Origin of the sequence: Pseudomonas sp. OV226 (assembly GCF_003148705.1) — a bacterium.
Lineage (GTDB): Bacteria > Pseudomonadota > Gammaproteobacteria > Pseudomonadales > Pseudomonadaceae > Aquipseudomonas.
In genome coordinates this window covers 29,583-45,601 of record NZ_QGGS01000013.1, presented here as the reverse complement: position 1 = coordinate 45,601, position 16,019 = coordinate 29,583, and the positions used below count along the sequence as shown (strand labels likewise).

The window sequence follows — 16,019 nt, the reverse complement described above, 5'->3', positions numbered from 1 at the left end:
TCATGAAAAGAAGACCAAACTCTATGGAGAGCGCCTGGATACCGATGTCAGCCGCTTCCGGCGGGTATGCAGGCGGTGTCAGATAGATAAGTAGAAAATTACCCACCGTTGGAATTCGGCAATTTTTAGCCGTTTGAAATGAAGACCTTTCTTACAGCTAATCGAGACGTGGCTGGCTTTCGCAATGTAGAAACTTATCCGCCACGGTCCTATCAGCCCATGATTACGGCTTGCCATAGCCGCCGATGGCTTACAGCCAGAGTCGGCCTGGCGCATTTTGGTCATTGAGGTTGCGTGCTTCGGATGGCATGCCGGAGGGTTTTTACAGAATGATGTATGCAGTTGAAATCTGCATTATTCTGCGGTTTTTAACCATCCGCCGTCCTTTATGCGCAATTTAATGCATTTTACAAAGTGCTTTTGAGAAGTTGAATGCACTTTGCAGTTGAGTCGATCTACTCTCTGGCACAAATAACCACGCCCGGTAGCCTGATGGACCACATGGACGTCATCCGGATGCGTGCCGGACTCTGGCGTGATGCTGGGCAGATGGACCAAATCCCGAATCTCGTGGCTGACTATCTGCGACGTGATCTGCTCAATAAAATCCTTGGTAACTCAGATAACCACGGGCGCAACACCGCAATCATTCACGACACCGCCTCGTTCCGCTTGGCACCTATCTATGACCTGGCACCGATGGCAATGGACGACGAGGGTGTCACACGAACCACCAAGTGGCCAAAAGAGTTGGAGAGAGCGGGTGATGTTGATTGGCGAGGAGTATGTCGAGCACTGGCTGACATCGCCGATCCGAATGATCCGCTGGCCGCATTGAGTGACCTGTCGGAACCCTTCGCACGATTGCGCGAGGATGCCAAACGCCTGGCGGCACTCCCCGATATTTTGACTGCCAGTGGCTTGCCCGACGCGACAATGAATCACCCGGCGATTGCCTTGAAAAATCTGGAGCAGCGTTTGAAAGAGTGGGACCTGACATGAGCATGACCGTTGCAGAGCGCACCGTGCTCATCGAAAGTATTCAAGAAGGGTTGGCTCAATGCACTCTTGAAATAGGCGAGGCGGTTCGTCGATTACGGGTAGAAGTCACAGGCCTGCACCAGACTCAATTTGCAAAAATGTGCAAAATCTCAGTGCGCACGCTGGTGCATATCGAACTTGGGGAAGGGAATCAAACGCTGAAATCGCTGAATGCAGTGTTTTGACCATTTGGGCTGAAGATGGGCGTCGTGCGGATTCGGCGCGATTTGAGCTGAAACTAACGCACATCAAAAGCTTCGCGGGCTAGCGTGCCCGCGAAGGCGTGCTGGCAGACACGAGGATTACGCGCGGCACTCCACCAACGTTTTCAGCTGCCCCGAATCCGTCTGGTTTTCATCGCTCAACCACCGCTCGAACCCGGCGCCAATCGCCGGCCATTCCGAGTCCAGAATCGAATACCAGGCGGTATCCCGGTTCTGTCCTTTCACCACCATGTGCTGGCGGAAGACCCCCTCAAAACTGAACCCCAATCGCTCGGCGGCGTACTTCGAGCGGGCATTGCCGTTGTTGCATTTCCACTCCAGGCGTCGGTATCCCAGTGCAAACGACTCCTTGGCCAGCAGGTAAATCGCCTCGGTACTTTTCGGCGAGCGCTGCATGGGGGCGCCGAAGGTCACGTGGCCGATTTCGATGCGTCCTTGCGCCGGGACGATCGACATCAGGCTGAGAATGCCCTGTACCTCACCGCTGGCACGGTCGATCACGCTGAAGAAATACGGATCGCTATTGGCTGCATGGTTGTTCAACCAATCGTTAAACACGCTCCGTTCCGGGAACGGTCCGTAGGGCAAATAGTCCCAGAGCTTCGGGTCGGCACCGGGGCCTTGCAAGGCCTTGAACAAACCGTCGGCATGACGCACCGGGTCGAGTTTTTCCAAGCGAATGAAGCGCCCTTCGAGAGCTTTAACGGTGGGCGCCGGGACGCCTTTCCAGTCTGCGAGTGAAGTCGACATGGTGTTCTCCTTGAACCTTAAAGGGCTTTGCGAAACTGAATGAAACCGGGGCGCTCGGCGATGCGCTCGTAGAGCTGGATCGCGGTGGCGTTGGTTTCGTGTGTCAGCCAGTGGACTTTGCAGCAACCGTCCACTTTGGCAGTGGTGTAGACGAATTCAATGAGCTGGCGGCCGACCCCGGTGCCACGGGTTTCAGGCGACACCAGCAAGTCTTGCAGGTAGCAGGAGTTTTCGATGCTCCAGTTCGAGCGATGGTAGATGAAATGCACCATGCCGACGGCTTTGCCATCGGCCCAGGCCAGTGCGGCGTGGGTCGGTTCGCTCGGGTCAAGCAAGCGCTGCCAAGTGCTGTCAGTGACCGCCTCGGGTAACTCGGTGTTATAGAAACGCAGGTAGGCTTGCCACAGCGGCAGCCAGGCGGCGTGATCGTCGGCGCTGACCTGGCGGATTTCAATCTGACTCATGTTTATTCCTTAACGCATCAAGTGGGCGAGGGCCTGGTCGTGTACATCAGGGCTGGCGGTGAGCCCCTCGCGCACACCGGCAATGTCTTCAGGGCTGCGGTTCTGGCTGAGTTTGCGTTTGCCTTCCAGGCGCTGGATCGGCAGGGCAAACCCGACAATGGCTTTGAGCATGCCGTCGATGTAATCAGCGGGGGCGTCGGCGACTTTCCAGGGTTGCGCGCGGCTGGCTTCGTGGCGATCGGTCAGCGCGCTGACCAGGTCGAGCAGGCGATCCGTATCGCTGAACACTTCGGCGGTACCGTAGGCGTGTACCGCGACGTAGTTCCAGGTTGGCACGACTTTGCCGTGCTCGGCTTTGCTCGGATAAAACCCCGGGCTGACGTAGGCATCGGCACCGGCAAAGATCACCAGGGCTTCAGCGCCGTCCTGCAATGCCTTCCACTGTGGATTGGCCCGGGCGAAGTGGCCGTAGAGCGTGCCCTTCGGGCCTTGGTCAGGATTGAATAGCAACGGCAGGTGGCTGGCTTGCAGGCCTTGCTCGCCGTGGGTAACCACCATGGCGAGGCGGGTGCCGAGGATCTGCTGGCGCAGTTCATCCAAATCTTTGATGGCAAAGCTGCTGGGGTTGTACATGGAAATATCCCTTGGCGAATGCCTCCATCCTAGGCAGGCTATTGGTCTGTTGTAAGAGCCATTACCGACCAATTTCATAGGTCCATTACCATGACGGACGCGCCGCTTTCCCTCTCATTCAACCCGGCAGGCATCGAACTCGATCGTCGCCAGGGCCTCAGTCGCCAGCTGTATCAGGCGTTACGGGTGCGAGTGCTCGACGGGCGACTGGCCAGCGGCACGCGACTGCCGGCCAGTCGGGATCTGGCGGCGGCGCTGGCGATTTCCCGAAACAGTGTGGTCCGCGCTTACGATCAACTCTATGCCGAAGGCTTTATCGAAGGCCGAGTGGGCGACGGGACTTACGTCGCGCAACTGCCCCAGGCCGCGTTACCGTCGAAAAAATTATCCACAAAAGTATCCACAGGGTTTTCAACAGGGTTACCCACAGCTTTATCCACAAATTGGCTGGATTTACCTGTGATTCCATCCAGTAAAGTTATCCACAGCGGCGCATTGGGTCGCGTTGAAAAGAACCATTTAGCCCTGCCGCCGAGTGGACCGCCGCGTGCCTTCCGGGTCGGTGTTCCGGCATTTGATCTGTTTCCTTTCGAAGTCTGGGCCAAGCTGAACGCGGCTTTCTGGCGCAAACCGGATTTACAGCAGTTGTGTTACGGCGATCCGGCGGGCGATGCGCGTTTGCGCGGTCTGATTGCTGCGTATTTGCGCAGCTCGCGGGGCATGCAGTGTTCGGCTGAGCAAATAGTGATCACCAGTGGCGCGCAACAGGGAATTAGCCTTTGTGCACAGCTGCTGGTGGAGCCGGGTGATGGGGTGGCGATCGAGAATCCGGGGTATCGGGCAGCGGGCCATGCGTTCGCCGTGGCCGGTGCGCGATTGCACGGTGTGGCGGTGGACAGCGAGGGTATCGATTGTCGCGAATTGGCAGGGCTCAAGGATTGTCGCCTCGCTTATGTCACGCCGTCGCATCAATACCCGACCGGTGTGGTGATGAGCCTGGCACGGCGCCTGGAATTATTGGCATGGGCCGAACGCACCCAAGGCTGGATCGTCGAGGACGATTACGATGGTGAGTACCGATACAGCGGTGCGCCGCTGGCGCCGCTGGCGGCACTCGATCGGCAGGGACGGGTTTTGTACGTCGGGACGTTTGGCAAAGTCGCTTTCCCGGCACTGCGTCTGGGTTATCTGGTGTTGCCGCCGACCCTGGTGCAGGCATTCTCTCAACGGCGCGCTGTGGACGTGCGGCATTCCGAAGTGAGCACTCAAGCGGTGATGGCCGAATTCATGGCTGCCGGGCACTTTCAGCGTCATATCCGCCGCATGCGCCGTGCCGCCCTGAGCCGGCGTAATACGTTGCTGGCCGGTTGGCCGCAGAACATTCCCGGGATTGGCAGCCTGCCGAGCGTCGCGGCAGGGCTGCATTTGACGGTGGCGGTCGACTCTCAAGCCCGGGAGCAAGAACTGGTGGAAAAAGCGGCCAGCGCCGATGTCGAGATCAACGCATTAAGCAATTACTGGCTGCCGGATTCGCAAACACCGGTGGACCAGCGCGCAGGGCTGGTCCTGGGGTTTGCGGCAGTGCCGGAATCGGCGATCAGCGCTGCACTCGGGCGTTTGGAAGCGATCTGGCGTCCATAAGCAGTGCCTGGGTTCCCGGGTTTACTTGAAGAACAATGCAGCAGCCAGTCGTTGGTTGATTTCAGAGCGATAGATGGCAATGGACTGATGAGCGTTCAACTCATCACGCTTTTCGTGCGATCCCCCTAAACCGCGTTGTTCGACGGTCTTCAAGTGTGCAGCAGAGAAGGCAGCTCGTGGGCTGTCAGACGCCGGGTAGTGAAAGTGCGCGTACCAAAGGACTTTGCGGGTTTCGTGATCGCGAATCTCATACTCGTCCAGATAGTCTTTGCGTGGTCCTTTCAAACGTTGATGTTCCGGCAGTGGTTTACCGATCCTGTGGATGGTCACCTGGCCCCTGCTGTGCAGCCATTCAACGCGGCCCGCGGTGGGCGGCTGTCGCTTGGTCATGCTGATACGGACATCGGTGCCTTTTTTGTAAAGCGCGACCGCCTCATCGTTTAGCCTTTTGGCCACGGTGACCGCCGATCCCGGGCCGCCTTCGGTGGAGTTGCTATCGGTCAGGGCATTTTCGATGGTGTCCGCTGCCGCATCCATTCGGCGGGCCTGCTGATGAAACATCTCCTCGATTTCCAGCGGAATACGTCGATCGGCTTTTGAGTGGGCCTCGGTACGTCGGATGAAAGATTCCAGCTGTGTCAGTAACGATTCACCGTTTTGCACGCTGACCGTCAGCGTTGGAGGTATGACGGGGGGGACGACCGTTTTGACCGACTCATGCTCGACCCAGACACCGGGCGTTTTCTCATGGAATGTAGCGATCACTTTCCCGGTGAGTGGGGAGGTCACGTCGACCAGATCGGTGTCGGTAGAGTTTGCGCGCGTTCGGGACTTGCCGACGACGGCGCCTTTGAAACGCGTTTTGATGAGGCGATGCGGGGCCATTGCCGGTCGCGATGGGCCAGGCACCGGTTGGAGGGTCTTGCGTTCAAGCAGCAACCCCGACAGGTGATTCACGGCGCGTTCATTGAACGCTTCGATACGCTGACGCATCAGGTCCACTGACGGTTGCAGCAATTGCCCGGGGTACTCGTCGGGCAAGTCGAGAATACGTTGGTCGATGGTTGCGAACTGCTCCACCAGATCGCTGAAGCCCTCAATCCGTTCGGGTAGCGACAGGGGATTTTCCTGGGCGAGGTCCAGCGACGACTGGATGGTGAGGCCCGCGTCTTCGACAAGGCTTGCCAGTGCCCGACGGGCAGGTTCGGTGGTGACTGTGCCGGTGTCATTAAGACAGAGCTCTTGAGCGAGGCTGACCTGAAACAGCTTCAGGTCGTGCAGGTCGAAGCTGGGTAGTCCTCGCGTGTATTCCCTGGCGGTTTCGGTGGCTTCTCTGCCCAGCCGTTTCAACTCGTCGATCCGGGCCTGGGCAAATTCGATTTTGTCGATAAACCTCTGGGTCAGGTCGCTGGTCTGTTGATGAGTCTGGTGTCGTGTCAGGGTGGATTCGTTCATTGGCTCTGCGTCAAGCAGGGCCAATGAGCGACGCATGCAGGTGCCAAACACCGTGTTTTGTCGATGGAACCACATCTGTGTCAGCAACAACTGTTGATCCAGGCAACTGACCAGGACCGCGCGGTAGTTGATGATGGACTCCAGTGCGTTGAATGCCCTGAGCTGTTCAATGTAGACGCCGTAGACGGCGATCTGTTTTTCCAGTGTTTCTATCAGTCTGCGTCCATTGGGATCATCGATTCCCGCAGGGAGAGAGACAGCCGCTTTCTCTGCGGTTTCGAGTGCAGTCTTCAATACCGCTTTGTTCGAATCGAAGGTTTCCAGCTGATTTCGCAATTCGTTTTTTCGCCGGGTATTTTCCTGCATCAGCGCTTTTCGGCTACGGCCTCCGCCGCGCAACCTCAGACGTGTGTCGACGACCCACTGTCCCGTCGCGGTACGGGTCAGCAGGGGGCCAGTCCCTGATGGGGACTGACGGGTATCGATGATTTGCACGAATTCGTTGTCGTCGACCATGACTTCGAACCAGCGCTGGCCAACCTGTGCGTACCATTTTTGGTTGAGCGGGCTCAAAAAACGATGGGGGCCGATTTGGGTCGAGGGGGCTGAAAGGCCTTCAGGTTTTGCAATGGACAGCCCGTCCAGCAGGGTCACCAGGCTCGTTCGCGCCAGGGCGCCTTGGGTGTAAACGCTGGACTTGTGATTCGCTGGCAGCCGTTGAGCGGTGATATCGGGTAGCCGGATCACGGTGATTGTCGGCCTCGGTATGGGCTGTTGCTTCAGCGTCAAAGCCTGCTTTTCAATGGCGCGACTTGTCGTGTGGCGCGTCGCGGCGTAATGGGCCAGGACCATACCCAATGACAGGAACAGGTCGGTCAATGCCGTCCATGCATCGCCACTGTCACCTTTCTGGCTGGCTTCATTCGCTTGATCCAGGTCGCTCATGATTTGCCAGATCCAGGCCGCACTGGCAGCCGTTTTGCCCAGAAATGGCAGTGCAATGTTGAACAGCACCCACGCCCCTTGCTTGAGGGTCTGCCAACGACTTTGTGCATTGGAGACTGACTGCCGGTCTGCCAGGGTGATCATCGCGTTGGCATTGGCGGTGAACACGGCTGACAGGGAGAGTGGCGCCAGTGGCACTGCCGCCAGCCTGACGGCCCCCATCATGCCGAGGACCGATGCTGGATCAACCAGCCATTGCGACAGTGTCCAGACGGAAGGCAACTGGCCGGTAAATACGTACTGTGAGTAGTTGAAGCGCACATCGTCCGGCAACCAGGCCAGCACGGATTGGCGAAGCGTCTGGTTATGTTTGATTGCATACAGCAGGTTGGTTTCGCGGGGATATTGCAACAGCGGGGGATCAAGCAGCGGACGAAAGAGCAGGCAGGGCCCCTTGTCGGCGAGACGTGGGCCGATGACGAACATGTTGGCAACCTCGTCAGCCTTGTTGCCCGTGCGTCCCCCCGGAATGAACGCCAGCGGACGAATGATGATTTCCTGGCCGTCCACAAAGCGGTCGCCGGGCTTTTCCTGCATCGCCGCGACCACGAATCGGTAGCCCTGATCATCGATGCCTGCCTCGCCACGAATTTTGTACTGCAACGCCTGGAGCGGCAGCTGGATACGCAGGTGGCTGGCGAACAGGTTTTGCCGACGTTGTGTTTCCTTCGCGTCACCGAGTAGTTTTTGCTTGATCAGCGTGGGATAGGTTTCACCGATGTCGACCTCGGTGACCAGCTTTTCCAGGTAGTCCGGTGTCATCCAGGACTCAACGGCGCTGCCATCGGTACGGCGCACGGTCTTGTTGCCCAACGGCACGGCAATCAGGTTCTGCAGGGCCAGATCGATCAGCGACAGGGTGACGGTTTCGGTTTTACCCGGTACCGCGATGGCGCCCAGGATCACTTGGCTGGTAATGCTGAGTTCAATCGTTTCGAGCCTGGCGTCCGTCGCCTCCGGGTGATCTTTCAGCACCTGGTCTTTCAGTGCTTGCAGCGTAAATACCGGGAGCGGTGGAATGTCATCCAGAAAGGATTTGCCGCCGTGTTGCTCCCGAAGTTGAGCCAGGTCCATCAAGTGTCGGCTATAGCAGGTCAGGTCCGCCGGTTGAGCACTGAGCACCCACTCAGGCAGCAAGCGCTCAATCCGGCTGAAGCGCCCTTCGTCAACGTTTTTGCGGTTTCTGGCAGCCGTCATGGCTTGATGCGCAAGGCCACCGTTGGTGATGGTGCCTTGAAGCTGGCCGATAGCGGCGACTTCGAGAGCAATCAGCGCACAGGCTTGATGGTCGAAAAAGTGGCCAGCGGGTTCATACAAACGCCATTGAAAAGTACGCGAACCCGATGTGGATGCAACGCGTGCGGACAACGTTTCACTGAATGCTTGCAGTGAGTCGTAACGCTTGAAGCCCTCGGTGATCGAGTGGCTGATCACCAGCGTGCGCGTACCCAGCGTACCCACCAGCACGGCCACATCCAGTACCCACAGATGTTTGTCCGGCTCATCGATGTCGATCAGGCAGGCCCTCGATGTATAGGCGTCGTTGCGGTTTCGGCTGGTTTTATCCGGGTTGTTGAACAAGGCGAGCGCCATGGCCTTTTTATCCTCATCCCAGTCTGAAACCTGCTCGATGTTCCAGAGGTTGCGCAGTGAGCCTGAAAGTTGATGCCAGCGTGGTGTTTCGTCTTCTGTTGGCTGGTTCCAGTAATCAAGCTGCTGCTCTTGATAGGACACGAACAGTAGCGGGATCAATTGGTTGATCAACCGGCCAATGTCGTCGATCTTGACGGGCAACTGGATCGCCGATTCCACCCCTGGTTGCAGGGTCAGGAAGTGTTCCCCGTCGATGTAGGTCGCGGTCTGCGCCGACAGCGTGAGCCGCACCAGTGCGTCGGTCAGTGACTCGTATCGATGTGGGCCGGACGTGACCTGGTCGCCGCTGACCGTCCAGGTTGGCGTCACGACCATGGCCTGGACCGGGTCGATATCAAGGCTTGGGTACGCGGCGTCGAGCACGGTGCGCAGTGCGTTCGACGCCACTTCCCTGAGCGAGGGGCCAGTGACCAGTTGGGTCAATACATCTTCGGGGCGGGTGGATGAGGTGTCGGGCATGGCCATTTCCTTTGTGCCGATGAGGACGCGGGCCACTGGGCCGCGTTGTATCGGGGCAAGGTAGAGGGCTGTCGAAGGTGAAAGGTGGTAGATAGTTATTGCAGGCAAAAAAAGACCCGCTTATTGGCGGGTCTTCCATTTCATCAATGTGTCAGGTGCCTGACTTGATCTTGGTCCAGGCCCGTGTCCGCGCACGTTCGGCATCGCGCGGCAGGGGTTGCAGGGTGTACAGCGTGCTCATCGCCGTTTCGGTCGGGTACAGGTTCGGATTGTTGCGAATCGCCGGGTCGACCAATTGCGTGGCGTCCTTGTTCGGGTTCGGGTAGCCGACGAAGTCGCTGACCGGCGCAATCACTTGCGGCTGCAGCAAGTAGTTGATGAAGGTGTAGGCGTCTTCCGGATTCTTCGCACCTTTGGGGATGGCGAGCATGTCGAACCAGATCGGCGCACCTTCCTTGGGCAAGCGCATGTCAACGATCACACCGTTCTTGGCTTCCTTGGCGCGGTTGGCGGCCTGGGAGAAGCTGCCGGAATAACCGACCGCGACGCAGATGTCGCCGTTGGCAATGTCGGCCATGTACTTGGACGAGTGGAAGTAAGTGACGTACGGGCGGATCTTCATCAGCAGCGCTTCAGCCTTGTCGTAGTCCGCAGGCTTTTTGCTGTTGGGGTCCAGGCCGAGGTGTTGCAGGGCCAGCGGCAGGATCTCCGACGGTGAGTCGAGCAGGGCGACGCCGCATTGCTTGAGCTTGCTGATGTTCTCTTCCTTGAAGATCAGATCCCAGCTGTCCACCGGCGCGTCGGCGCCCAGTGCAGCCTTGACCTTGTCCGGGTTGAAACCGATCAGGATGGTGCCGTACATGTACGGCACGGCGAACTTGTTGCCCGGATCGTTGGCCTCAATCAGCTTCATCAGCTTCGGATCGAGGTGGTTCCAGTTCGGCAACTTGCTGCGATCCACTGGCTGGAACACACCGGCTTCGATCTGCTTGGCGAGGAACACGTTGGACGGCACCACGACGTCATAGCCGGAGTTGCCGGTCAGCAGCTTGGCCTCCAGTGCTTCGTTGGTGTCGAAAATGTCGTAGACCAGTTTGGTCTGGGTGTTCTGTGCCTTGAAGTCTTCCAGCGCCTTGGGGGTGATGTAGTCGAACCAGTTGTAGACGCGCAACGTTCGTTCTTCAGCATGAACCGCACCGCTGAGCACCGTGGCGCACAGGGTGGGGATGATAAAACGCTTGAGTCGATTCATTGTTCTAATTCCTCAGTGGGCGCTTTCAAAACCTTCGAGAACGTTGACGGCATTGATGCCGATTTCTTCTACCGCGTAACCGCCTTCCATCACGAACAGCGTCGGCTTGCCGAGGCGCGCGATGCGCTCGCCCATGGCCAGGTAATCCGGGCTGTCGAGTTTGAATTGGGAGATGGGGTCGTCCTTGAACGTATCGACGCCCAGGGAAACCACGACAATGTCAGCGCCGTACTTTTCGATCTCTTGGCAGGCCTGATCCAGGGCTGCGCTCCAGGTGTCCCAGCCGCTGCCGGCGGGCAACGGGTAGTTGAAGTTGAAGCCTTCCCCCGGGCCTTCGCCGAATTCGTCTTCATAGCCGAGGAAGAATGGAAATTCCGCTTCCGGGTGGCCGTGAATCGAGGCGAACAGCACGTCGCTGCGCCCGTAGAAAATCGATTGGGTACCGTTGCCGTGGTGGTAATCGACGTCGAGGATCGCGACCTTCCTGTGGCCCTGATCGAGGAACGCTTGAGCGGCGATGGCGGCGTTGTTGAGGTAGCAATAACCACCCATCAAATCGCTGGCAGCGTGATGTCCCGGTGGGCGGCACAGCGCGAAGGCACTGCGCGCTCCACGCTGGATTTCGGCTTGAGCGGTCAACGCCACTTGCGCTGCGCTGTACGCCGCTTGCCAGGTACCGGCCGTGATCGGTGCGCCGCCGTCGAAGCTGTAATAACCGAGCTGGCCGTGCAGGCTGGTGGGGATGATCCGGCGCAGGGTTCGGGCCGGCCAGGTGTAGGGCAGCAAGTCGCCGTCGGTGTTGAATTCGGTCCAGCGTGCCCAGGCACCTTTGAAAAAATCGAGGTAGTCGCGACTGTGAATGCGCGCGATCGGCTCAAGGCCGAAATCTTGGGGTGCTTCGACCGGGCCCAGATTCTGCTTTTTCACGCGTTGCAACACATGGTCGGCGCGCGACGGCATCTCAAAGCACGGCTTGAGTTGCCCGTCGATCAATTCGCAACGGCCATGGTGAAGGTGGTGATCGTCTGAGTAGATCGTCAGCATTTTCTTGTTCTCCGCAGGCTGATTCGGTTGATCACAGTCTTGCGGGAGGCGGGGTTTGAGAGAACGGCAGGAAAGGCCAAAAGGGGATAAATATGGCCAAAAGATTTGACCGAAATTCGCCCCTTAATGGCGCGACGACGCTTCAACATTGGGCTTGGAATGCCAAACCTGTGGGAGCGGGCTTGCCCGCGAAAGCGGTGGTCCAGTCAATGGAGATGCGTCGAATGTACTGGCCTCTTCGCGGGCAAGCCCGCTCCCACAGGGGTTATCGGTGTGGCCTGAACTGACTCGGCGCCACGCCGCTCCAGCGCACAAACGCATGGCGGAAACTCGCGGTCTCGCTGAACCCCAATGCCTCGGCAATCCGATAGATCGGCAGTTGATCCTCGCAGAGCATTCGCTTGGCCTGTTCGAACCGCAGCTCATCGAGCAGTTCCTGATAGCTGCATCCCAGGTCCTTGAGATGTCGTCGCAAAGTACGCGCCGAACAATTCAACTGTTCGGCCAGACCGTCCAGGCCCGGCGCCGCGCTCAACTGGGTGGCGAGGAGTTGGCGGATACGCCCCAGCCAGGCCTGACGCCCGGTGAATTCGGTGTTTTGCTTGCGGCAGCGTTCGGCCATGGCCTGGTGGGTAATGGCGTCGGCCAGCGGCAGGGGCTGATCCAGCCAGCTTTTGTCGAAAGCAAAGGCGTTGGACGCGGCGTCGAACTGCAAGGGGCAGTCGAAACGTTCGGTGTAGCGTGCCTGATAGTCCGGTGCCGAGTACTCGAAGCGTGCGCCCAGTAGCGGCAAAGGTCGGCCGAGCAGGTCTTCGCAGATGACTTTCATCGACACCAGGCAAAATTCCACATTGAACGGTGCCAGTGCCGGGTTTTCCCGATAGTCGCCAGCGGTGAGCCAGATGCGTTCGTTATCTTCTTTCAGGCTCAGTTCGAACAGTGTTCCCAGCAGCGCCGGATAGTGCAGGGCCAGTTGCAAGGCGTCACCTAAAGTGGCGCTGGTGAGTAAGGCGTACCCGAGCATACCGTAGGACGAAACGTGCATTCGCCGGCCCAGCTCCAGGCCAATGTCGTGGCGTAAAGCGACAGCATTGGCGCACACCAGCATCTCTTGGTTAGTCGTGATACGCGTGTCCGCCCGACTCAGGTCTGCCGCGCTGATACCGCTGCCGGCCAGTAATGCCTCGCTGGAAAGGCCTTCGGCCTTGAAGGTGTTGAGCACCAGAGAGACAGCGTTGAGGGTAGTGAGGTGGGAGTGGAGCATGGGTGTCTTCCAGCCGTGGAATGGCTGGAACGCAGCAAGTTATATGCCGAGCGAAGGACCTGTAGGAGCCGAGCTTGCTCGCGATAGCGGTATTTCAGTCGAGTTCAATGGTGACTGACATACCGCTATCGCGAGCAAGCTCGGCTCCTACAGGGGGGTGTGTGGTGTCAGATGAGTTCGCCGCAGAGGTCGAGTTCTACCAGGCGCCGCACTTCAGCGGTGTCGAGCCCGGCACCCAGTAAGCCATGCAACTTGCCGAACGCCGCTTCACGGGTCATGCCGCCACCTGAAAGCACACCCACACCACGCAACCGACTGCCAGCCTCGTAAACATCCAGCTCGACGCCACCTTCATGGCATTGGGTGACGGCTACAACCACAACACCCTTGTCCTGCGCCCGTTCCAGGCTGGCGAGGAACTCTGGATTGTCGCTCGGCCCGGTGCCGCTGCCGTAGCACTCCAGCACCAGGCCTTGAATGCCGCTGTCGAGCAGGCCGTCCAGTATCTCGGCGCCGATGCCGGGGAACAGCGGCAGCACAGCGACTTTCGCCAATTGCTTGGGTTGGTTGTAGGTCAGCGGCGCCGGTATGGAAGAAGCCTTCTCACCGCCACCCTGACGCGCCAGCCGCTTGAACGGATGACGCCCGAAACTGCGCACCTTCGCGCATCGGGTCGGGTCCAGCAGTTCGCCATGGAAGTACAGATGAACGCCCGGTGCCAGGCCATGACCGAGGGCAACCAGCGCACCGCTGAGGTTTTCCCAGGCATCGCTGTCGGTCACACCGGCCGGCAGCATCGAGCCGGTAAAGCACACGCGGGCATGCAGGCCGAGCAGCTGAAAACTCATGGCCGCCGCACTGTACGCGAGGGTGTCGGTGCCGTGCAGGATCAGCACGCTGTCACAGCCCAGCACATCCACTGCCTCCACCACGGCTTCGCGCAGCTGCTGCCAATACGCGGGGGTCATGTTGGCGCTGTCGATCAGCGGCGACATCTCGCGAAAGCGCCACTGTGGCACTACCAGCTCAGGCTGGCTGTGCAGGTATTCACGCATCCGCGCTTCGAAACCGGACGCCGGGGCCAGGCCGTGAACGCTGGCTTGCATACCGATGGTGCCACCGGTGTAGAGCACCATGACGTGTTGGGCGGCAGGGTAGGTCGAGGAATTCATGGCGGTTCTCCGAAAACGGTAACGGTGTGGGAGTGAGCCTGCTCGCGAAGGCCGCGACGCGGTCTGGCCGGCTCAGCACCCAAACAACATACGACCGAGCATGACGCCGGTCGCACGTTGTGTCACGTCGGGCGCAGGGGATGCGCCCGGTTTTTTTACCGGTCAGCGTTGCGCTGCGAGTACGCCTTGCGGCTCGGTTGTTGCTGTCGGCGCTGGCGCTGGCGGGTTGGCTGGCCAGGCTTTCAGGTCGAGGTCCAGGTCGGCGAATTTGCTCGAATCGAACACTGGCGTCTTGATCCCGGCAGCACGCTGGTCGTCATAGTCACGCAGGATGCGCATGCCGACCTTGAACAGCAGGAACAACGCGATCAGGTTCACGAACGCGAGCATCGTCATGGTGATGTCGGCGAAGGCGAACACCGTGCCCAGGTTTTCGATAGCGCCCCAGAAGATCAACGCCAACACCAATGCACGATAGCCCATCAGTGCCTTGCGGTTTTCACCGATCAAAAAGCGCAGGTTGCTCTCGCCCAGGTAGTAGTTGTAGAGGATCGAGGTGAACACGAACAACGACAAGGCCACGGAGATGAAAATCCGCCCCCAGTCACCGACGACGGCGGCCAGCGAGTTCTGGGTCAGGGCAATGCCATCGCCTTCGAAGCCCGGGGTGTAGAAACCCGAGAGCAGGATCAGCAACGCGGTGCAGGTGCAGATCACGAAGGTGTCGAGGAACACGCTGAACGCCTGGACCACGCCTTGTGCCACCGGGTGCTCGACCGAGGCCACGGCGGCCACGTTCGGCGCACTGCCCAGGCCCGCTTCGTTGGCGAACACGCCACGCTTCACGCCCATGACGATGGCGCTGCCGATCAGGCCGCCAAACGCCTGGTCGAGACCGAAAGCGCTTTTGACAATGGTGATCAACATGCCGGGTACTTGATCGAATTGCAGCACGATCACATAGATAGTCACGCCGATGTAGACCAGGGTTTTCACCGGTACCAGCAAGTCGGCGACCTTGGCGATGCGTTTGATCCCGCCGACGAACACCAGCCCCAGCAAAACGGCCAGCGCAATGCCGGTGTAAGTGGTGTCGAAGCCGAATGCGTTGTTCAGCGAATGAGTCACGGCGTGGGATTGCAGGCCGTTGAAGGCAAACCCGAAGGTCACCAGCAACAGGAACGCCATGATCATGCCCAACCAGCGTTTTTGCAGGCCATGCTGAATGTAGTAGGACGGGCCGCCACGGTAGGTGCCGTCGGAGTCGCAGCGCTTGTAGAGCTGGCCGAGGGAACATTCGAAGAAGCTGCTGGACATGCCGACCAGCGCGGTCACCCACATCCAGAACACCGCACCGGGGCCACCCAGGGTTACGGCAATGCCGACACCGGCGATGTTACCTGCGCCGACGCGGCCGGCGAGGCTGAGCATCAGGGCCTGGAACGAACTGAGTTGCCCGGCGCTGCTTTTGAGGCTGTCGCGGAACACCGCGAACATGTGGAAGAAGTGACGCAATTGAACGAAACGCGAGCGGATCGTGAAGTAGCTACCGAGCCCGACAATGAGCACGATCAGTACTTTCCCTGAGAGGAAGTCGTTAATGACTTCGAGCATGGATTATTCCTCGCTGTTTTTTGTGTAGGCAAATGCCGGACAGGAAGCAACATCGCGTTACATCGCTGTGCGCGTGGCACAACAGATGAGGCGCGTTTTCGTCCCGGTCCTTTATTGCAGGTTTGTTATTAGTTCGGGTTTCGCATGGGTTTGGGCCTCGTTACCGACGACCGCTCACGCGAAGAGGGGCGGCACTATACCGATGAGTGTGCCGTCCGTCTGCCCGATTATGGTGCAAGCGGTAAACGAGGTGGCTTTCCTGTCGGAGCACGGCTTGCCGGCGATGGCGATAGTGAGGGCGCCATCGCCGGCAAGCCGTGCTCCTACAGAAGTGACGCGTCCGCAAAA

At 59.0% G+C, this 16,019-nt stretch carries 11 protein-coding genes and 1 pseudogene; 3 read left to right on the top strand and 9 right to left on the bottom strand.

Annotation, left to right across the window (positions count from 1 at the left end):
• Positions 1 to 438: 438 nt before the first annotated feature.
• Both C7534_RS19995 and C7534_RS19990 read left to right on the top strand, forming a co-directional pair.
• Positions 439 to 1,002: pseudogene (locus C7534_RS19995) on the top strand (HipA domain-containing protein); the annotation flags it as partial.
• Entirely contained in the window at positions 999 to 1,226 is a 228-nt protein-coding gene (locus tag C7534_RS19990; RefSeq protein WP_109786787.1) for a helix-turn-helix domain-containing protein, read from the top strand. The pseudogene C7534_RS19995 and the gene C7534_RS19990, both read left to right, overlap by 4 nt.
• 117 nt (positions 1,227 to 1,343) lie before the next feature.
• Here C7534_RS19990 and C7534_RS19985 read toward each other — a convergent pair whose 3' ends face one another.
• From C7534_RS19985 to C7534_RS19975, 3 genes are read right to left on the bottom strand one after another with little or no spacing between them, the layout of a single operon-like run.
• A complete protein-coding gene (locus C7534_RS19985; RefSeq protein ID WP_109786786.1) occupies positions 1,344 to 2,015 on the bottom strand; it encodes a GNAT family N-acetyltransferase in 672 nt (223 codons plus the stop codon).
• 17 nt (positions 2,016 to 2,032) lie between these two features.
• Entirely contained in the window at positions 2,033 to 2,479 is a 447-nt protein-coding gene (locus C7534_RS19980) for a GNAT family N-acetyltransferase (protein WP_109786785.1), read from the bottom strand.
• Between the two features lie 9 nt (positions 2,480 to 2,488).
• On the bottom strand, positions 2,489 to 3,112 hold the full coding sequence (locus tag C7534_RS19975; RefSeq protein WP_109786784.1) for an FMN-binding negative transcriptional regulator: 624 nt from the start codon (positions 3,110 to 3,112) through the stop codon (positions 2,489 to 2,491).
• 90 nt (positions 3,113 to 3,202) lie between these two features.
• Here C7534_RS19975 and pdxR point away from each other — a divergent pair, with 90 nt between their 5' ends.
• Entirely contained in the window at positions 3,203 to 4,753 is a 1,551-nt protein-coding gene (pdxR, locus tag C7534_RS19970; RefSeq protein WP_046030783.1) for a MocR-like pyridoxine biosynthesis transcription factor PdxR, read from the top strand.
• Positions 4,754 to 4,774: 21 nt separating this feature from the next.
• On the opposite strand, the gene C7534_RS19965 is transcribed toward pdxR, so the two are convergent.
• The 6 genes from C7534_RS19965 to C7534_RS19935 all read right to left on the bottom strand — a co-directional run bounded on the left by C7534_RS19965 (position 4,775) and on the right by C7534_RS19935 (position 15,671).
• On the bottom strand, positions 4,775 to 9,325 hold the full coding sequence (locus C7534_RS19965; protein WP_109786783.1) for a dermonecrotic toxin domain-containing protein: 4,551 nt from the start codon (positions 9,323 to 9,325) through the stop codon (positions 4,775 to 4,777).
• Positions 9,326 to 9,476: 151 nt separating this feature from the next.
• Positions 9,477 to 10,577: a polyamine ABC transporter substrate-binding protein gene (locus tag C7534_RS19960; RefSeq protein ID WP_109786782.1), complete on the bottom strand. Its 1,101-nt coding sequence runs from the start codon at positions 10,575 to 10,577 to the stop codon at positions 9,477 to 9,479.
• Positions 10,578 to 10,589: 12 nt separating this feature from the next.
• Positions 10,590 to 11,621 (bottom strand): histone deacetylase family protein, encoded by a 1,032-nt coding sequence (locus C7534_RS19955; RefSeq protein ID WP_109786781.1) that lies wholly within the window; start codon positions 11,619 to 11,621, stop codon positions 10,590 to 10,592.
• A 265-nt stretch (positions 11,622 to 11,886) separates the two neighbouring features.
• Positions 11,887 to 12,885, bottom strand: coding sequence for an AraC family transcriptional regulator (locus tag C7534_RS19945; protein ID WP_109786779.1), 999 nt, complete (start codon positions 12,883 to 12,885; stop codon positions 11,887 to 11,889).
• Positions 12,886 to 13,052: 167 nt separating this feature from the next.
• Positions 13,053 to 14,057, bottom strand: a complete 1,005-nt coding sequence (locus C7534_RS19940) for an asparaginase (protein WP_109786778.1) — start codon at positions 14,055 to 14,057, stop codon at positions 13,053 to 13,055.
• 162 nt (positions 14,058 to 14,219) lie between these two features.
• Complete coding sequence (locus tag C7534_RS19935) at positions 14,220 to 15,671, bottom strand: alanine/glycine:cation symporter family protein (protein ID WP_109786777.1); 1,452 nt, start codon at positions 15,669 to 15,671, stop codon at positions 14,220 to 14,222.
• Positions 15,672 to 16,019 lie beyond the last annotated feature (348 nt).